This is a genomic window from Lentzea atacamensis, assembly GCF_003269295.1.
Lineage (GTDB): Bacteria > Actinomycetota > Actinomycetes > Mycobacteriales > Pseudonocardiaceae > Lentzea > Lentzea atacamensis.
In genome coordinates, this window is record NZ_QLTT01000006.1 from 377,260 (window position 1) to 395,319 (window position 18,060).

Sequence of the window (18,060 nt, forward strand, 5' to 3'; positions counted from 1 at the left end):
CGCGGTCGAAGTTCTGCTCAGGTGTGCGCCCCTCGTACTACGGGAGGGCCGCGTCAAAGGACTTGAAGAAGGCGCCTTAGACGAGGTGGCGACGACATGCAGAAGCGGTGCGACGGCACTGGTCGACAACTCGACGGCGCGTCAGCATTCGCGTGGTACCCATGTGATCCTCCATCGGTCCTGGCGTTAGCACCTGCCCGCATCCAGCGGGTGGTTGCTGCGACGTCAAAGAGCCAGGTCTCTCGGTCGCTCCGGATGGCATCTAGCAGTCAACCGGACACACGTTCGGTTGCGCAAGCCAGAATCCGGATCGTTCGACAGATCACACTGTTGGCCGATGGATCTCCGGCCTAGACCTCCGCGATCCGGATGAAGTCGATCACGCTGAGTTGCTCGCCCCTGACCTGGGGGTCGATGCCCGCTTTCTCGAGCAGCTCGTCGACGTTGACGCCGGCCGCCTCGGCCCAGCCCTTGAGGGCCGCGCGGAGGGTTTTCCGCCGCTGCGCGAAGGCCGCGTCGACGATCGCGAAGAGCCGCGTCTTGTCCACTGTGGACAGCGGCTTTTCGCGACGGTGGAAGGAAACCAGACCTGAGTCCACATTGGGAGCGGGCCAGAAGACGTTCCTGCCCACGGGGCCGGCCTTCTTCGCCTCCGCGTACCAGGCGAGCTTCACGCTGGGGACGCCGTAGATCTTGCTGCCCGGCTTCGCGGCCATCCTGTCCGCCACCTCGGCCTGGACCATGACCAGGCCCTTCTCGAGGGTGGGGAGCTCGTTCAGGAGGTGGAGGACCACGGGGACGGCGACGTTGTACGGGAGGTTGGCCACGATCGCGGTCGGCTGGGCCGGCAGGTCGTCCCCGGTGACCCTCATGGCGTCCTTCAGGACGACGTACAGCTTGTCCGCGTTCTCCGGGTCCTGCTCGCGGACGGTCTGCGGGAGGCGTTCGGCCAGCGGGGGGTCGATCTCCACCGCGACGACCTGTTTGGCGTTGGGGAGCAGGGCGAGGGTCAGGGAGCCCAGGCCGGGGCCCACCTCCAGGACGATGTCGTCCTCGGTCAGGTCTGCGGCGGCGACGATCTTGCGGACCGTGTTGGGGTCGTGCACGAAGTTCTGGCCCAGTTTCTTGGTTGGGCGGATGCCGAGTTCTTCGGCCAGTCTTCTGACTTCGGCGGGTCCCAGCAGGCTCACCGGAGCATTCTCGCAGGTTGGCCTGAGGGACGAAGGGCGGGTGCTCGCACCTCAACCCACCCCGGACACGACGAAGGCCGCCCCTGGCGAACCAGCAGCGGCCTCATCGAGCAAAACGGAAGTGGTGCGGGTCTACGGCAGACCCAGCTTCGCGCGGCAGCCCGGCCAGGCGCCGTACGTGCCACCCGCGCGGTCGCGGAGCTTGGTGGCGACGGCGATCTGCTGCTCGCGCGTGGCCTGGTGCGGGAGCTGGGCGTAGGCGGTGCCGCCGTGGGCGGCCCAGGTGCTGGCCGAGAACTGGAGGCCGCCGTAGTAGCCGTTGCCCGTGTTGATGGACCAGTTGCCGCCTGCCTCGCACTTGGCGAGACGGTCCCAGACCTCGCTGTCGGGGAGGGGCTTGGTGCCCACGGTGATCTTCTTGGGCTTCGGCTCCTTGGTGACCTTGCCGCCGATCTTCTCGCGGCTGATCTCCTTGCCGTTCTTCACCGTCACGCGGTAGGTCGAGATCTGCTCGCCCGGAGTGCCCGGGTCGGTGACCTTCTGCTCGCCCGCGTTCATGTTCGGGTCGTTGGTCTTCTCGACCGGCGGGGCGACCGGCTCGTTCACGTTGATGACCGTGACGCCGGTGCGGGAGATGTAGACCTCGGCGCCCGTGGCGAGCTTCACGTCGGTGCCGGACGCGACCGCGTCCTCCGGGCCGAGGGAGAGGTTCTCCTGCTTCAGGAGCTCGTCGACCGTGACGGCGGTGGTGTGGATCTCGCGGACCGGGTTGGCGCCGTCGAAGAGCTTGATGCTCTTGCGGGTCTTGATCTCCAGGTTCATGCCCTCGAGGGGGATGTCCTGCGTGCCCGGCGCGGAGAACCAGGCGCCCTCGGTCGGGACGCCTGCCTGGCGGGCGGCTTCCTCGACGGTGACGGAGCGGACCCAGTCCTCGCGGGCCTGGCCGTCGATGCTCATCTTGACCAGGCGGCCGCGGTCGAGGGTGATCTTGCCGCCGTCGGAGATCGGGGCGTTCAGCGACGGGGACAGGGCGTCGTGCTCACCGACGACGATGCCCTCCTCCGCCAGGACCTCGCCGACCGTGCCCTCGTACGAGTGGACCGTCTGCAGCGAGCCGTCGACGTCGACGGTCAGCGACTTGTCCATGGCCATGGCGGTCACGCCGCCGCCGGAGATCGAGACGAGGACCGCGGCGACCGCGCCCTTGAGGAAGCGGCGCTTCCAGGACGAGACGGCCGTGACGAGGAGCTGCGGGTCCTCCTTCTCCTCTTCCTCCGACGGGAGGACGAGGGGCGGCATGATCGTCGTCTCGGCGTTGATGAGCCGGATCAGCTCGTCGACGTCGACGTTCGCCGTGGCGAGGAGCTCATCGGCGTCCGGGCCGAGCACCTCGAGCACGTCCGCGGGCGAGATGGTCAGCGCACCGGCGGGAAAGCTCGGGTGTGGGTCCGCGACACCGACTGCAGTGCGCCCGACCGGCGTGAACCAGTCGGTGTCGTCGTTGAAGTCGTACGGAGCGGCAGTTCTGTCGCTTCCAGACAAGGGTCGATACCTCCATTGCGGAAGCTCGAGGCCACCGCACAGTTGGCGTTGACAAGATCATTCGAGGGTTGAGCTCGAAGGTTCCCGGCAACTCCTCCTACGTGGTCTCGCTTCTTCGCGCTTCTGGCTTCGGTCCCGCCCCGACTGCGGGCGTGCCCCTAACCGACAAGGTCGGCTTCGGTGGCACGGTCACGGGACAGTAACGGGGTCGCGGACGTTGCGCAAACACCCCCGCCAATGTTGTGACCTCAGTCACCCCATGGGGGTAGGAACCCTTTGCTCCGTTCGTCTTACGTCGCATCTCAGTAGTCGAGGCCGAACACTCGTTGAGCATTACGGGTGACTGCGGCGCAGAGTTCAGAAAGATCTTCGCCACGCAGCGTGGCCAGATCGCGAACTGTGTAATTCACACAATAGGGCTCATTTGGGCGGCCCCGGAACGGATGCGGCGTCAGGAACGGCGCGTCCGTCTCGACCAGGAGCTGATCCTGGGGCACCAGCTGCGCCGCCTCCCGCAGTGCGCGGGCGTTCCTGAACGTCACCGGGCCCGCGAACGACAGCACGTACCCCGCGTCGACGCACCGCCGGGCGAAGTCCGCGTCGCCGGAGAAGCAGTGGAAGACCACAGTGGACGGTGCGCCTTCCGAGGACAGCACCTTCAGGATGTCCTCGTGCGCGTCCCGGTCGTGGATCATCAACGGCTTCCCGACGCGCTTGGAAAGGTCGATGTGCCAACGGAAAGCCTCGTGCTGGGCGGCCGGCGGCGAGTAGTCCCAGTAGTAGTCCAGACCGGTCTCGCCGATCGCGACCACGCGGTCGAAAGCCGCGAGCCGCTCCAGCTCCGCCTTCTCCACGTCACCGAACGAGGACGTGCGCGTCGGGTGCACGGCCACCGCCGCGTAGACCCGCGGGTCCCAAGTGGACGCCTCCGCGGCCCACTGCGCCGCCTTCAGGTCGTCCGCCACGGTGATCACGTGCGAGACCCCGGCCGCCTCGGCCCGATCGAGCAGAGCGGCCACACCCGCGGCATCGACGGCTCCACACGCGTCGAGATGCGTGTGAGCGTCGATCACCGGTGCCGGAAGAGCTTCCGGCACCGGCGGTCGTTCCCGCTTGTCCGTCACGACGTGACGATCGGGGCCCACTCCGGGCCGGTCTCGCCGAGCAACGGGTCGAGCTTCGCGAACAACGGCGACGGCTTCTGCAGCGGCCGGCCGACCTCGATCGGCGTCGACTCCCAGCGAGCCTGCTCACCGGCGTAGTCACCGGTCAGCACCGGGTACGTGCGGTCGGCGACGTCCAGGTCGGTGACTTCGGTCATCTCCGGCTGCGCGGCCCACACGCCCGTGCCGCCCAGCGCCTCGTGCACCTTCTGCGCCGAGTGCGGCAGGAACGGCGTCATCAGCGTGTTCGCGTCCTGCACGACCTGCAACGCGGTGTGCAGCACCGAGTCGCGGCGGTCCGGGTCGTCCTTGAGCTTCCACGGCTCCTGGTCGGACAGGTACTTGTTCGCCGCGGAGATCACGCGCATGGCCTCACCTGACGCCTGCTTGAACCGCGAGCGGCGCAGGTGCGCGCCGACCGTGTCGAACGCCGCCCGCGACTGCCGCAGCAGCTCGTGGTCGGCGTCCGTCAGCGCCGTGGCCTTCGGGATCGCGCCGACGTTCTTGTGCGCCATCGAGACCGAGCGGTTGACCAGGTTGCCCCACTCGTTCGCCAGCTCGAAGTTCGTCCGGCGGACGAACTCCTCCCAGGTGAAGTCGGTGTCCTGGTTCTCGGGACCCGCGACGGAGATGAAGTACCGCAGCGCGTCCGGCCCGAACTCCTTCAGGAAGTCGCCGACGTAGATCACGGTGCCGCGCGACGTCGAGAACTTCGAGCCGCTCATCGTCAGGTACTCCGACGACACGACCTCGGTCGGCAGGTTCAGCGTGCCGAACCGGCCGGGCTCGCCGCCCTTGTCGCCCGCGCCGTTCTGGCCCAGCAGCAGCGACGGCCAGATCAGCGAGTGGAAGACGATGTTGTCCTTGCCCATGAAGTAGTAGCCCTGGGCGTCACCCGTCCAGAACTCCTTCCAGGCGTCGTCGTTCCCGGAACGCCGCGCCCACTCGACCGAGGCGCTCAGGTACCCGATCACGGCGTCGAACCACACGTAGAACCGCTTCATCGGCTGGTCGCTCCAGCCGTCGAGCGGGATCGGCACACCCCAGTCGAGGTCGCGGGTGATCGCGCGCGGCCGCAGGTCCTTGATCAGGTTCTGCGAGAACTTGAGCACGTTCGGGCGCCACTCGGTGCGCGTGCCCATCCAGCTGCCCAGCGACTCGATGAACGAGGGCAGGTCCAGGAACAGGTGCTCGGTCTCGACGAACTTCGGCGTCTCCCCGTTGATCCGCGAGCGCGGGTTCTTCAGGTCGATCGGGTCGAGCTGGTTGCCGCAGTTGTCGCACTGGTCACCGCGCGCGCCGTCGTAACCGCAGATCGGGCAGGTGCCCTCGATGAAGCGGTCGGGCAGCGTCCTGCCGGTGGACGGGCTGATCGCGCCCATCTCGATCTTCGGGATGACATAGCCGTTCTTCCACAGCGCGGAGAACAGGTCCTGCACGACCTGGTAGTGGTTGCCGGTCGTCGTGCGGGTGAAGAGGTCGTACGAGAGGCCGAGGCCCTGGAGGTCGGAAGCGATCACACGGTTGTACTTGTCGGCGAGCTCGCGGGCGGTGAGCCCTTCCTTCTCGGCCTGCACCTGGATGGGTGTGCCGTGCTCGTCCGTGCCGCTGACCATGAGCACCCGGTGTCCGGACATTCGCATGTAGCGGGAGAAGACGTCGGACGGGACACCGAAACCGGAGACATGACCGATGTGCCGGGGGCCATTGGCGTAAGGCCAGGCCACCGCGGTCAGTACGGAGGCACTCATGCACATAGCCTACGGAGGCGGTGCCAGCCGCTTTTCACTGCCTGGGAGGTCAGTTTGTCCGCGACCAGGATGCTGGTGCTCGGCGTGGTCAAGCTCGTCGGCGAGGCACACGGTTACGTGGTGCGCCGCGAGCTGAAGTCGTGGTCGGCGGACAGCTGGGCGAACGTGCAACCGGGTTCGATCTACCACGCGCTGAAGTCGCTGGCCAAGGACGGCCTGCTGTAGCCGGTCGGGACACGGGAGTCCGAGGAGGGTCCCGCCCGCACCACCTACCGGATCACCGCGGCCGGTGAGCACGAGCTGCAGGACCTGCGCTGGCACGCGCTGGCCGACGCCCACGCCGGCAACGACGAGGTCTCCGCGGCCGTGGCGATGCTCAACCTCGTCCCGCGCAAGCAGGCGATCGTGCTGCTGAAGAACCGGCTGGCCGGGCTCGAGGGTCAGCTCGCGCCGACCAGGCACTCCCGGCGAGATCGTGCTCGGACTCGGCCTGGTGGCGCTGCTGGGCGTCGCGATCGGGTCGCTGTCGTACGCGATCGCGTTGAAGGTGAGGCTCGAGTACGTCTTCGCGTCCGTGCTGTCGTCGACGATCGTGCCGGTGATGCTGCTGGCCCGGCGTGCTGCTGCCGATGTCGAACGGCCCGCAGTGGCTCTACTGGCTGTCACGGGTGAACCCGTTGGCGCACGTCGTCGACGCCGAACGGTCGATCTTCAGCACCGGTTCCGTCCTGCTCGGCCTGATCTCGGCGTCGGCGCTGGTGCTGGTCGGCGTCCTCTACGGGGTACGCACGTTCCACCGCAGGTCAGCTTGATCTGATCGCGGCGTCGTAGAGGGCCTTCTTGCTGATCCCGGCCGCCTCCGCGACCTCGGCGGCGGCCGACTTCATCCGTTCCCCGTCGGCGACTCGCTGCTTCACCTCGGCGACGAGCGTGTCGAGGTCCGGCTTCTCCTCGGCGGGAGCCGGACCGAGCACGACGGTGATCTCGCCGCGGGCGCCCTCCACGGCCCACTCGGCGAGTTCCGCCAACGACCCGCGCACGACCTCTTCGTACTTCTTGGTCAGCTCGCGGCACACGGCGGCGCTGCGGTCCGGCCCGAGCACCTCGACGGCGTCCGCGAGCGTGTCCGCGAGCCGGTGAGGTGCCTCGAAGAAGACGACGGTGCGTTGTTCCGTGGCCAGAGGTGCGAACCAACGCTTGCGCTCACCGGACTTGCGCGGCGGGAAGCCGTCGAACGCGAACCTGTCGCTCGGCAGGCCCGACACCGCGAGCGCGGTCGTCACGGCGGACGGACCCGGCAGGCAGGTGACCTTCAGGTCCTGCTCGACACACGCGGCGACGAGCCGGTATCCCGGATCGGACACGGACGGCATCCCGGCATCCGTCACGAGCAGCACTGTCTCGCCGTTGTGCAGCGACTCGAGCAGCCCCGGCAGGCGCGCGGTCTCGACCTGGTCGTAGAAGCTCACGACCCGGCCGGACGGCTTGACCTGCAACGCGGCCGCGAGACTGTGCAGCCGCCGGGTGTCCTCCGCGGCGATCACGTTGGCTGTCTCCAGCGCCTCGATCAGGCGGGGAGACGCGTCGCGGATGTCCCCGAGAGGGGTGGCTGCCAGGACAAGACGGCCTGAACCGGATACAGGACTCACACCGTTCACCCTACGATCGGCGACGTGACAGTCCTCGTGCAGCCAGGAGAGGCGCCCGTCGTAGTCGAGGAGCCGCGCACGGATCGTGCAGCCGCGCTCGACCCGCCGCCGTCCGGAGACCGCATGCGCGGCTGGCTCGTCACGATCGTCGTGACGCTGATCGGCGCCGTCGTCCGGTTCTGGAACCTCGGGTATCCGACCGACAAGGGCACACCGATCTTCGACGAGAAGCACTACGTGCCGCAGTCGGCACAGGTGCTGCGCAACGGCGGCTACGAGGACAACCCCGGCTACGAGCTGATCGTCCACCCGCCGCTCGCGAAGCAGCTGATGGCGATCGGCCAGGACCTCTTCGGCTACGACGGCATCGGCTGGCGGTTCGCCTCCGCGCTCGCGGGTGCGATCACGATCCTGCTGATCGTGCGGATCGCGCGCCGCCTGACCCGCTCGGACATGCTGGGTGCGCTGGCCGGCGTGCTGCTCATCGCGGACGGCGTCTCGCACGTCCAGTCGCGGATGGGCATGCTCGACATCTTCATGGCGCTGTTCGTCGTCGGCGCGTTCGGCTGTCTGGTCGTCGACCGCGAACAGGTTCGTGAGCGTCTTGCTGTCGCCGTGCGCGAGGGATTCGTCAACAACTCGGCGTTCGGACCGTGGCTCGGCTTCCGCTGGTGGCGCTTCGGTGCGGGCGTGTGCCTCGGTATGGCGTGCGGCGTCAAGTGGTCGGGCATCTGGTACATCGCCGCGTTCGGGCTGCTGACGGTCATCTGGAGCGCGTTGGCGCGCCGGGCGGCCGGTGTCGAGGAGCCGTGGCTCGGCGCGATCGCGAAGGACGTGCTGCCCTCGCTCGGCGGCCTGGTCGCGATCCCCGTGCTGGTGTACATCGCGACGTGGTTCCCGTGGATGGCCAGCGAGACCGGCATCGACCGGCACGTGGTCGGCGGCAAGGTCAAGGACATCTGGTACATCCCCGACGTCCTGCAGGCGCTCTGGTACAACGCCAAGAACGTCTACAAGTTCCACGTCGAGCTGGTCACCTCGGCGACCAACCGGCACCCGTGGGAGTCGAAGCCGTGGACGTGGCCGATGGGCCTGCGTCCGATGCTCTACTACTACGAGAACTCCGTGACGGGCTGCGGTGCGGCGTCGTGCCTCGGCGCGATCATGCTGATCGGCACGCCCGCGATGTGGTGGCTCGCGTTCCCGGTGATCGGCTGGGCGGTCTGGCGCTCGATCGGCCGGATGGACTGGCGCTACGCCGGCGTCCTGGTCGGCTACCTGGCGGGCCTGCTGCCGTGGTTCCTCAACCTCGACCGGCAGATGTACTTCTTCTACGTCACGCCGATGGCGCCGTTCCTGGTGCTGCTGATCGTGCTGGCGCTGGGCGAGATCCTCGGCCGCCGCTCCGCCGGTTCCGAACGCCGCGGCACGGGTCTGCTGGTCGTGTCGCTGTACGTGGGCATCGTGGTGGCGAACTTCGTGTGGCTGTGGCCGATCCTCAACGGCAACCCGATCACACCGGAGATGTGGCAGCAGCAGTTGTGGCTGCCTAGCTGGCGCTGATCTCGAGGGCTCTTTCCTTGGTCAGGTCACCCTCCAGCCTCATGGTGACCTGACCTCGTTGCCAGATGAGGGTCTGCCCGGCGCCGTGGGGTTCCTCGTTGCGCCACTCGCCCTTGCGGTCGATGTAGAAGATGCGGTGCGGGTACGGGACCCACACCTTGTCGTCGATCTGCTCGACGCCCTCGCCGTGGATCAGCTTGCCGATCGCCGGCTGGACGGTGCCGTCGAACTGGTCGAGCCGCAGGTTCCCGTAGTGCAGGGTGACGAACCGTCCTTCGTGGACGGTGATCTTGTCCGGCGTGCCCAGCAGCGCCGGCAGGTGGATCTCGAACGGCATCTGCTTCCTCGCCTCGTCCAGCGAGACTTCCTGGCTGGGCAACGGAGGCGCGATGCTCTTCGGCGCCTCGGTGTGGAACTCGACGCCCGCGAACTCCAGCAGGTCCTGGACGGCCGCGCGCACGGCCGGTGACACGGCGAAGGCGATCGCGAAGGCCGTGACAGCCGCGACGAGTGCGGTGAGCCAGCGGTTTCGCCTGCGCGGAGCGTTGATGCGGGTGAGGACGCTCGCGGTGAGGTCCGGTGGTTCCGGCACCTGGATCTGCCGGCCGAGGTCGCGGAGGGCGGCCTCGACGTCGTCACCGGTCATGGGCCACCTCCTCCATCATCGGGCGCAGCTTGGCGAGCGCGCGGGACAGCCGTGACTTCACGGTTCCCTTGGCGATGTTCAGGGTCTGCGCGGTCTCGGCCTCGCTCAGGTCCAGCAGGTACCGGCAGGTGACGACCTGGCGGTCGTGCTCCGGCAGGCTCCCGACGGCTTCCAGCAGCTTCGTGCGGGAGTCGTCCACGAGCGTGCCGGGATCGTCGTGGTCGACGGTCTCGGTCATCGCTCCGATCTTGAGTTCCATCAGGTTGCGGCGCCGTCTGCCGCGGTGCAGGTTCTTGGTCTCGTTGGCGACGATCTTCAGCAGCCACGGCTTGAAGTCGGCGTCCTCACGGAAGGTGCCGAGCTTGCGATACGCCTTCACGAACGCCTCCTGCACCACGTCACCGGCGTCCGCACCTGCCCCGAGCAGGTAGGCGGTCCGGTGCGCGAGCGCGGTGTACCGGGCGACCAGCTCGCCGTAGGCCGCCTGGTCACCTGCGATCGCCCGTGCCACCGCTTCGTCCGTGATGCCCTTCCTACACCGGGAACCGCGCGTTGGTTCCCGGTGTATTCGCGTCATGAGGATTCTCGCCTTGGTTTGCGCTTTCCTGCTGATCAGCGCGCCTTCAGCGCATGCGGGCGGCTGGGCGGTCACGTACCTGGACCCGGCGCCGTCGATCCAGCCCTCCGTGGCCCACACCGTCGGCTACTGGGTGCTGCAGCACGGCACCCACCCGTTCGTCGGAGGTGATCTCGGCAGGACCGGGCTGCGGTTCAAGTCGGGTGCGGACGAGCGCCTGTTCGTCGGCGTCCCGCTCGGCCAGCCCGCGCACTACGCCGTGACGTTCACCTTGCCCGCGGGGTCGTACGAGGTGTTCGGCACCCAGGGGGTGTTCCCGGACCACCAGCTGGGGACGCTGACCGTGCCCGGCACGTTCCTGATCAAGCCACCGGACAAGGACAAGGTCGCCTTCGGTTCCGACGGGACCTGGCCGTGGGAGGAGATCGCGCCGCCGATCAAGAACCTGGTGACCGCACCGTCGTCGTTGGCGCCCGCGCCTGCTGCCGCCGTGGTGCCGGAGGAGCCTGCTTCCGAGCCCGCGCCGGTGTGGCTCGTCGGACTCGTGGTGGCGGGCGCGGCCGGGCTGTTCCTGGCGCTGCGCAAGCGGTTGCGGCCTGCTGCGCGAAGGTGAAGTGGTGAGGCGATCGGCGGAAACCGCCTCACCACCCCTCGCGGGGCATCGCCTCCGATGCCGAAGCTTTCCGGGTGATCACGGCTTAGGTCGTTGAACGGTGAATCACCGTTACGGCCGAACCGGGAGGTTCACCCGGATCGCCTACATGGGCATGTGCTTGGTGGGGGGCGGAGCCGGCTTGCTGATGAACCGCGTGACCGGGCCTTCCTTGCTCATCCCCGCCTGGTCGAGGAACTGCGACAGCTGACCGCGCACCTGCGCCAGCGTCGGACGGCGGCTCGGTTCCGGGTCCATCGCCGCGAGCAGGAGCCGCGCGTGGGCGCTGTTCTGCGGGAGCTTGGTGATCGGTTCGCCCTGGGCGGCGGCCATCAGCGAGGAGATCGGGTTCTCGCGGGAGCCGCGCGGCGGGTGGCCGGTCAGCGCGTAGGAGACCGTCGCGGCCAGCTGCCAGGAGTCGGACGCCGGGGAGGCCGTCTCACCGCGCGCGGTCTCCGGGGCGAGGAAGTCCGGGGTGCCGACCATCATGCCGGTCGCCGTGAGCGTGCTGTCGCCCTTGGAGCGGGCGATGCCGAAGTCGATCAGGTGCGCGGTGCCCTGGCCGTCGACGATCACGTTGGACGGCTTCACGTCGCGGTGCAGGACACCGCGGTCGTGGGCGGCGGCCAGCGCGTCCGCCATGTTGAGCCACAGGCGGGCGGCGAGCTTGTCGTCGATCAGGCCGTTCTTCAGCACCGTCTCGGACAGCGACGCACCCTCGATGTACTCCATGACCAGCGCCAGGCCGTCCGGGTCCTGGACGATGTCGAACACGCGCACGCAGTTGGGATGACGGACCGCGGCCAGCGCACGGGCCTCGCGGAGCATGCGCGCCTCGGTCTCGTTGTCCGGGGCGTGCGCGAGCTTCACCGCCACGGTGCGGTCGAGCTGCTCGTCGACGGCCAGCCACACCGTGCCGAACCCGCCGGAGCCGAGCTGGCGGACGCGGCGGAACCTGCCGTTGCCGGGGTTCCAGACCTTGCCCGACTTCTGCACCGGCGCTGGCGAGTCGGCGTTCGCGGCGCCCGGCCCGAACGGCAGCGGGCCCGGCGTGTCCGCGAGCACCGCCGGTTGCGACGGCTGTGACGGCTGCGGGGGCTTGGGCTGCGGCAGCACCTCGGCGACGCGCGTCGGCGGGTACTGCTTCTGCGGCGGCGGGGGCAGCGGCTGGTTCACCGGGCGCATCGGCCGGTTCATGGGCGCCGGCTGGTACGGCGGCACCTGTGCCGGCTGGTACGGCGGCGGCTGCTGGCCGGCGGCGTTGATCGGCTTGGTCGGCGTCTTCTTCTGCGCCTGGTTCTGGGGCAGCGCGGGCTGCGGCGTACGTGCCACCGGCTGCGGTGGCGGGTTCTGCGAGTTCCGGTCGGCAGACCGGTCGCGGCCGGGGCGGTTGAGCATGGCGGTAGTCAACCCGAAAATCCGTACGACGATTGAGCCGATTACCGCAATGGGCAGAAAACCGAGGAGCACGTGGCCCACCAGCGTCACGGGCAGTGCCGACGTCGCTGCGAGCAGCACCACGAACGGCGGCCAGAACACCCGGCGCGGCCAGTTCGGGCCCAGCCGGAACGCCGAGCCGGCCTGCAGCATCACGAACAGCAGGCACAGCAGAGCCAGCACCACGGTGATGCCTGCGGCGATCAGGAACACCGGCTGGTCGCCGGGCGCCCTGATCACGTCGATGATCGACGGGGTGTTGTCCACCAGGTAGTCGCCCTGCTGCAGCTGACCGAAGCAGGTGGAACCGTCGAGGGAGTCCGATCCGGGGATCGCGCGCCGGGACAGCCCCTGCACGGTCCCGCGCATGATCAGCCACGGCAGCACCAGGCAGCTGGCGACGCCGAGCACGGCGAAGATGGCACCCGTCACCGCGCCGTAGGAGTTGCCCACGATCCGGCGCACCACGATGGACAGCAGCGCCCCGATCGTGGGGAACAGGCCGAGCACCGCGCCGAGCGCCGTGGTGGTCCACACCCAGTCACCGGGGCAGACACTGATGCCCACGATGCCGTGCAGCCACGTGAGCAAGGACTCCGCGAGCCCCACGACTCACACCACCCCTTCCGCGATCACCCCCAGCCTAGGCGCCCTCTCAGCCTACGGTGCGTAATCGGTCTGCGGTTGACGCCACAGCAACCCTTTCCTTGATCAGCGCGTTGTACCTCTTACAACGTGTCCGGGCACGATCCCGTTGACCCAGTCGCCGCGGCTGCTCCATTCGTTGTCGAGTGCGGCCGCCATTCGGCCGACGGGCACCCGATCTGACGCTGCCAACGCGTGTACCGCGCGGCGATGGCCGCCGTCGTGAGCACGAGCTCGACGTGCGGTGACGCCATGAAGTCCGCGGCGCGGGAGGGCTTGGGCGGGGGGACGGGTGGGTTGGTTCGCTGCGGACCGGGAGAAGGGGGTGGGACCGGCACCGCTGCCTGTTCGGGCAGTTCCGACCGGACGTGCCACAACTCCTCCGCCGCTCTGTCGACGGCGGCCACCGCGACGTGTTCCTCCTCGGCCAGCTGCCGCTGGAGCCGTTCGACCTGGGCAGGGTCCCCGAACTCCACCAGGCGGGCGACCTCGGCGTGGGTGTGCAGGTACGTTTCGACGGCGTCGAACGCGGCACCGAACGAGTCGGACACGTCGAACCAGCGCATCCGGGCGCGGTGCCGGTACTCGTCGAACGCCGTGCTCGCGGCTCCCGTCCACGAGGGCGGCGTCGCCCTGGCGTAGGCGACACCGACGGAAGCGCTCTCCTCGCGCATCCGCTTCAGCCACTCCTGGACGCTCCGAAGGGAGTGGAACTCACCGGAGAGGATCACGCCGGGAAGTCGTCCGCCTGTTCGTAGTGCCGTGCGGTGTCCGCGAGCCGGGCCGCGGTCTCGCCCAGGTCCCTCATCAGTACACCGGTCGCGTGGTCAGCGGCTGCCCGGAACCGCGTGAGAGCTGCGAAGAGCGCGCCGCGGGTGGGGTCGGTGTGCCCGTCGGGATGACGTGCGAGACCGGCGACGTCCTCTGCGGCGAGCAGCAGCGGCCCGGCCAGTGCCCTCAGCTCCGCGATGTCGACTGCGAACCCGTTCACGGCACCTCCCCGGCCCGAAAGTTTGGTGAAGAACGATACACAGCGTCAGCAGGTGAGATCACGAATTTCGCTCGCCGACACGAACACCATCTCGTCGAGCGGCGCCCCCGCGTCGACCACGACCCCCACGCCGAGCGGCGCCACGAACGGCAGCAGCTCCGCGCACTCGACCTCGAGCCACCGGTCCTCCCACGGCAGGCCCTTGAGCGTGCGGTAGGCCGCCAGCCGGTCGAGGCCGGTGAAGACGAGCACCGACTGCTCGTGCCCCTCGACCGCGGTGGCCATCAGCCCCGGCCTGCCGGGATCCGGCAGGTACACGGTGGTGGTGAGCAGCTCCGCGACGATCCCGGGATCACCCGCCCGCGCCAGTTCCCGCAGCCGCGGCTCCCCCACCACGGGCTTGCGGTACATCGGCTGCCCGAGCAACTGGTGCTCGAGGTCCAGCGCGGACGCGGGCACGGCGGGATCGACTACGAAGTGCGGCACGCAGTGCAACGACGGCGGGATGTCGCCGGTCGTGGCACCCGGCAGCACGACGACGATCACCTTGCGCTGGAACAGCTCCGGCTCGCGCATCAGCAGCCCGCGCAGGTGCTTGAGCTCGTACTCGGCACCGCGGCTCAGCGGGTTGCGGCCGCTGAAGGCGAGCTTCCAGCCGGACGACACCGCCACCACGATGCGGTCGGCGTCCTCCATGCGCTGCAAGCAGAACGTCGACCAGTCAACGGGTTCGTGCTGGTGGTAGAGGTCGATGTCGGCATCCGCGCCGATGTGGTGCAGCAACTCTGCGAACCGGTGCACCGTGGCCCGCCAGGCCTGCGTGCGCACAGCGTCCCAGCCGGGACTGGTGTGCGCCCAGACCACGAAGACCTCGGGACGCATCGGCACATCATGGCAGCCGGGCACCTCAGCCGTCGTAGACCTCGTGATCCGACTGCGCCCGTGAAGCGCCCTCGCCCGCCGACCCGCTCGACGACCTCGCGGCCGGGTCCGGAGCCACCGGGAGGCTGCCGAGGCCCGCGACGTGTTCGACGGTCCACAGGTGCCGCGCGGCCGGGTTCTTCTCGACGAAGGAGTCGCCGAAGCCGTAGGTGGCGACGCGGGCGTCCTGCAGGCCGAACATCTCCACGGTGATCTGTGAACCGAGCAGACCCTTCTCGCCGGGCGCACAGACCAGTTCCAGCCGGACGCGGATCCACTGCGGGACGTCCGCCGGATCGGCTTCGAGCTCTGAGGAGACCGCGGTGCAGAACGAGCCGTGGGCGCGTGCCACGAAAGCCGCGCGGAAGACGACGAGCTCACCGGCCGTGCAGCCGGTGAGAACGCGCGCTTCCACAGCAGACTCCGTTGAGGTGACTACGGGGCGGGCGGCCGCGCACCTCGCGGCGGGGGCTGCGGACGAGGCCGCTGCTCCACCGGAGGTGACGGCCACGAGTAATAACGCGGCGGCCAGAGATCTCATGCGAGAAAGTTATTTGCGGACGCGGCCTTCCTCACCGAACTTCACCCCACAGATGGGTGAGGCTCCGCTCGCCGTCCGAAGTGGACCAGCGCGCGTCAGTGATCGCCGTGGCCGTGGTCGTGCTCTGGCGCGAACGGCTGGTAGATGTAGAACATCGTGACCGGCTCGTCTCCGGCCACCGTCTCGTAGTCGACGCCCGGCGGCACGAACGCGTACGAGCCCGCCCCCGCCTCGATGCCACCGATGCTGACCTTGCCGTCGATGATCCACGTGTGCTGCGTCGCCGACGGGTGGTTGTGGCCGACATCGCGCGCACCCGGAGCCATCTGGATCAGGCCCACGATGGTGTCGCCGTTGGGAGACTTCCACAGCAACTTGTTCTGCAGCCGTTCGTCGCCGTGCAGCGGGAACGACTTCAACTGCTCGAGTGCTTCTGGCGAGATAACGGTGACTCTGTCCGGCGTTGCGGTCATGGTGCGGCGCCTTTCGAATTGCCTGCGGGATGGCGAAAGGCTAACCATGACCTGCCCACAGCACACCAGCACACGTGGTCGCTCACCTCTCCCGCGAATGCACCTCTTCCGGCCGCCTCGCCAGGACGATCGTCACGAGCAGCCCCGTCACGGCCAGCACACCGAGCGACTGCGCGAGGCGGGTGGTGCGCCCGAGCGAACACTGGTGCAGGAAGGAGTCCCAGTACTGGCGTTCGACGTCGCTGCGGTCGTAGCCCTGCGGGTTGAAGTAGAGCGTGCTGCCGCAGTTGGTCGACTCGTGGTCGCCCGGCACGCGAAACGAGATCGGGAACATCAGCAGCAACGCGACGACGACACACCCTGCCAGCGCGATCCGGACCGGTGTGAACCAACCTCTCAGTTCGTCCCCCACCGGTCCGATGCCAGCCACTCAGATCAGCTGCACTTGGCTTCCGCGTTGAACAACAGGAACGTCGTGAGCTTGCCGTCGGTGAAGAGGAAGCTCAGCACGACGCCCTGCTGACCGGGCACCGGCACGTCGAACGTCTTGTCGTCCTTCTGCTCGGCGTTGGGGAAGGCCGCCTTGAACTGGTCGACCGTGGCACCCTTGCCGACGTCCTTGGCCGCCGTGGCGCCGGGCGGCGGCAAGATCATCCGGATCTTGTCACCGGCGAACAGCACGCCACCGTTGGCCTCACGCGCCTCGGCACGCTCCGCGATGCGCTGCGTGGACTTCACGGACAGCTGGACCACCGCGTTGCTCGCCTCCGCGGAGGCAGCGAGCCGTTCCGCGTGCGCGGCGTAGTCAGCGGCACCCGCGTTCGCGCCAGGTGCCGGTCCGATCGCGGCCCTGGCCTCGTCGGCGGCTTTCTGCGCGGCCTCGTACTTCTGCTCGATCTCGGCGTCCTCGGCGAGCTGCTTCGGGTCCGGTGCCGGTGCGCCGTGATACCGGTAGTCCTCGCAGTTGCCGGACTTGCCCGCGCCCGTGGCGGCGAGATCGCCGGTGGCGAGCGCTTCCTGCTTGGACATTCCTGGCTTCAGCTTCCCGAAACCCTTGACGTCGAAGTACTTCTCTGCGTGGACGACTGCGGCTGCTGGTCCCCCGACGAGCAACCGACGGCGGCAAGTGCTGCCACCACGACGAATACCGCTTTGAATCCCCCAGAGTTCTTCACCGGCACAAACCATCCGGCAAGCAACACCAACCGAACCGAGTTTCAGACGACGTCCACATCGGACAGGGTGGAGAGAACCCTTGGGAGGGCCGCGATGCCGAAGGCGAGCCGGCCCGGGGTCCGGGGCGGAGCCCCGGCTGGGGTCTGGGGGCTCCGCCCCCAGAAGACACGCGGAACGCAAAATGGCGAGCGCTCTTTGCGAGCACTCGCCACCTATTGCGTGGAGCTGAGGGGAATCGAACCCCTGACCTTCTCGATGCGAACGAGACGCGCTACCAACTGTGCTACAGCCCCTTGCGGTGTTACGAGAGAACTATAGCAGGGGTTGAGGGGGTGTTTTCACCACCCCCTCCTATGCCCCGACAGCACCTCGGTACCGCAGCGACTCCAGTCCCTCTAACTCGACGAACACCGGATCTTCGTCGTCGGAGTCGACCGGGATCGTGCCCGGATGCACGTAGTACTCGTAGCGCGGCAACGGTGGCAGCGCCGGCATCTCGTCGACGACCTCGACCTGGATGGTCTCGGCCTCCTCGGCGACCGGGGCGGCAGCGGGCGCGGGAACCTCCGCGACCTGCTGAGCCTGCGGACCGGTCGCACGGCGGCGACGCACCTGCTGCAGCCTCGCGAGCCGGCGTGCGCGGATCTCCTCCTCGATCCGCACCTGCCGGCGCAGGTACGTCAGGTAGCCCACGAGCAGGAGGTCGACTCCGGCGTGGCCGTACCAGAGCGGCTGGTAGAACACTCCCGCCACGACACCGGTGACGATGGCGGCGACCAGCAGGAACGCCACGACTCTGCGGCGGAACGCGTACTTGGCCTGTGCCACCAGTGCGGCGGATTCCGGGTCGTAGCCACCACGGCCGCGCCGGAACGGGCGTTCGACGTACTCCTCTTCGTCGAAGTAGTCGTCGTCCAGGTCGTGGATGTCGTCGTACTCGGCGTCGGGCATGGCGTCGTACTCCTCCCCCACGCTGCGCGCACTCTCCTGGCGCTTGCGGGCCAACATGGGGACGAGGACGACCAGCCAGGCCACGACCAGCGCAACGATGATCAGCGAGCTCGGCATTCCCCGTTCACCTCCCCCGGCCCACGCGTGGTGCTGTCACCACGCTAGTCACAACAGTCACACCAGTGTCGGAGG

General features: G+C 68.5%; 20 protein-coding genes, 1 tRNA gene and 1 riboswitch. Of the genes, 4 read left to right on the forward strand and 17 right to left on the reverse strand.

The annotated features are described in order from the left end of the window. Positions 1–168: 168 nt before the first annotated feature. A riboswitch (SAM riboswitch) is annotated at positions 169–262 on the reverse strand. An 88-nt stretch (positions 263–350) separates the two neighbouring features. The 4 genes from rsmA to metG form a co-directional block, all read right to left on the reverse strand. Continuing rightward, a complete protein-coding gene (rsmA, locus tag C8D87_RS27555) occupies positions 351–1,184 on the reverse strand; it encodes a 16S rRNA (adenine(1518)-N(6)/adenine(1519)-N(6))-dimethyltransferase RsmA (protein ID WP_112229065.1) in 834 nt (277 codons plus the stop codon). Between the two features lie 138 nt (positions 1,185–1,322). After that, on the reverse strand, positions 1,323–2,732 hold the full coding sequence (locus tag C8D87_RS48965) for a resuscitation-promoting factor (RefSeq protein WP_112228890.1): 1,410 nt from the start codon (positions 2,730–2,732) through the stop codon (positions 1,323–1,325). 302 nt (positions 2,733–3,034) lie between these two features. Then, positions 3,035–3,856 (reverse strand): TatD family hydrolase, encoded by an 822-nt coding sequence (locus tag C8D87_RS27565; RefSeq protein ID WP_112229066.1) that lies wholly within the window; start codon positions 3,854–3,856, stop codon positions 3,035–3,037. Continuing rightward, positions 3,853–5,646, reverse strand: a complete 1,794-nt coding sequence (metG, locus tag C8D87_RS27570) for a methionine--tRNA ligase (RefSeq protein WP_112228891.1) — start codon at positions 5,644–5,646, stop codon at positions 3,853–3,855. Before metG ends, C8D87_RS27565 begins: the two co-directional genes overlap by 4 nt. Before the next feature lie 54 nt (positions 5,647–5,700). Between metG and C8D87_RS46220 the strand changes: the two genes are divergently transcribed. Next, positions 5,701–5,871, forward strand: coding sequence for a PadR family transcriptional regulator (locus tag C8D87_RS46220; protein ID WP_170166607.1), 171 nt, complete (start codon positions 5,701–5,703; stop codon positions 5,869–5,871). Positions 5,872–6,263: 392 nt separating this feature from the next. Beyond that, on the forward strand, positions 6,264–6,458 hold the full coding sequence (locus tag C8D87_RS27580; protein WP_112228893.1) for a hypothetical protein: 195 nt from the start codon (positions 6,264–6,266) through the stop codon (positions 6,456–6,458). Here C8D87_RS27580 and rsmI read toward each other — a convergent pair. Continuing rightward, positions 6,450–7,295 carry a 16S rRNA (cytidine(1402)-2'-O)-methyltransferase gene (gene rsmI, locus C8D87_RS27585; protein ID WP_109633164.1) on the reverse strand — a complete coding sequence of 282 codons (846 nt, stop codon included), beginning with the start codon at positions 7,293–7,295 and terminating at the stop codon, positions 6,450–6,452. The genes C8D87_RS27580 and rsmI overlap by 9 nt on opposite strands. Positions 7,296–7,319: 24 nt before the next feature. Here rsmI and C8D87_RS27590 point away from each other — a divergent pair, with 24 nt between their 5' ends. Beyond that, positions 7,320–8,858: a dolichyl-phosphate-mannose--protein mannosyltransferase gene (locus tag C8D87_RS27590; RefSeq protein ID WP_233439190.1), complete on the forward strand. Its 1,539-nt coding sequence runs from the start codon at positions 7,320–7,322 to the stop codon at positions 8,856–8,858. Here C8D87_RS27590 and C8D87_RS27595 read toward each other — a convergent pair. Continuing rightward, positions 8,845–9,504: a hypothetical protein gene (locus C8D87_RS27595; RefSeq protein ID WP_112228894.1), complete on the reverse strand. Its 660-nt coding sequence runs from the start codon at positions 9,502–9,504 to the stop codon at positions 8,845–8,847. The genes C8D87_RS27590 and C8D87_RS27595 overlap by 14 nt on opposite strands. Then, positions 9,494–10,015: an RNA polymerase sigma factor gene (locus C8D87_RS27600; RefSeq protein ID WP_211337145.1), complete on the reverse strand. Its 522-nt coding sequence runs from the start codon at positions 10,013–10,015 to the stop codon at positions 9,494–9,496. The genes C8D87_RS27595 and C8D87_RS27600 overlap by 11 nt, the downstream gene beginning before the upstream one ends. A 64-nt stretch (positions 10,016–10,079) precedes the next feature. On the opposite strand from C8D87_RS27600, the gene C8D87_RS27605 reads away from it, so the two are divergent. Continuing rightward, positions 10,080–10,694, forward strand: a complete 615-nt coding sequence (locus C8D87_RS27605) for a hypothetical protein (RefSeq protein WP_146771884.1) — start codon at positions 10,080–10,082, stop codon at positions 10,692–10,694. A gap of 144 nt (positions 10,695–10,838) precedes the next feature. On the opposite strand, the gene C8D87_RS27610 is transcribed toward C8D87_RS27605, so the two are convergent. From C8D87_RS27610 to C8D87_RS27655, 10 genes are all read right to left on the reverse strand, one after another. Beyond that, positions 10,839–12,779: a serine/threonine-protein kinase gene (locus C8D87_RS27610; RefSeq protein ID WP_109632032.1), complete on the reverse strand. Its 1,941-nt coding sequence runs from the start codon at positions 12,777–12,779 to the stop codon at positions 10,839–10,841. A gap of 119 nt (positions 12,780–12,898) precedes the next feature. Continuing rightward, the gene (locus tag C8D87_RS27615; RefSeq protein ID WP_112228896.1) at positions 12,899–13,546 is read right to left on the reverse strand and encodes a hypothetical protein; all 648 of its coding nucleotides are present in this window, start codon (positions 13,544–13,546) and stop codon (positions 12,899–12,901) included. Continuing rightward, a complete protein-coding gene (locus C8D87_RS27620) occupies positions 13,543–13,806 on the reverse strand; it encodes a hypothetical protein (protein WP_112228897.1) in 264 nt (87 codons plus the stop codon). Before C8D87_RS27620 ends, C8D87_RS27615 begins: the two co-directional genes overlap by 4 nt. Positions 13,807–13,851: 45 nt before the next feature. Continuing rightward, positions 13,852–14,688 carry an SEFIR domain-containing protein gene (locus tag C8D87_RS27625; RefSeq protein ID WP_112228898.1) on the reverse strand — a complete coding sequence of 279 codons (837 nt, stop codon included), beginning with the start codon at positions 14,686–14,688 and terminating at the stop codon, positions 13,852–13,854. 25 nt (positions 14,689–14,713) lie between these two features. Continuing rightward, positions 14,714–15,142, reverse strand: a complete 429-nt coding sequence (locus C8D87_RS27630; protein WP_112228899.1) for a hypothetical protein — start codon at positions 15,140–15,142, stop codon at positions 14,714–14,716. 221 nt (positions 15,143–15,363) lie between these two features. Continuing rightward, positions 15,364–15,741 carry a cupin domain-containing protein gene (locus tag C8D87_RS27635; protein ID WP_146771885.1) on the reverse strand — a complete coding sequence of 126 codons (378 nt, stop codon included), beginning with the start codon at positions 15,739–15,741 and terminating at the stop codon, positions 15,364–15,366. Between the two features lie 82 nt (positions 15,742–15,823). Then, the gene (locus C8D87_RS27640) at positions 15,824–16,153 is read right to left on the reverse strand and encodes a hypothetical protein (protein ID WP_146771886.1); all 330 of its coding nucleotides are present in this window, start codon (positions 16,151–16,153) and stop codon (positions 15,824–15,826) included. 23 nt (positions 16,154–16,176) lie between these two features. After that, positions 16,177–16,770 carry a hypothetical protein gene (locus C8D87_RS27645; RefSeq protein ID WP_112228902.1) on the reverse strand — a complete coding sequence of 198 codons (594 nt, stop codon included), beginning with the start codon at positions 16,768–16,770 and terminating at the stop codon, positions 16,177–16,179. A gap of 367 nt (positions 16,771–17,137) precedes the next feature. Next, positions 17,138–17,210, reverse strand: a tRNA-Ala gene (locus C8D87_RS27650). Between the two features lie 58 nt (positions 17,211–17,268). Then, entirely contained in the window at positions 17,269–17,985 is a 717-nt protein-coding gene (locus C8D87_RS27655; protein WP_112228903.1) for a gephyrin-like molybdotransferase receptor GlpR, read from the reverse strand. Between the last annotated feature and the right edge of the window lie 75 nt (positions 17,986–18,060).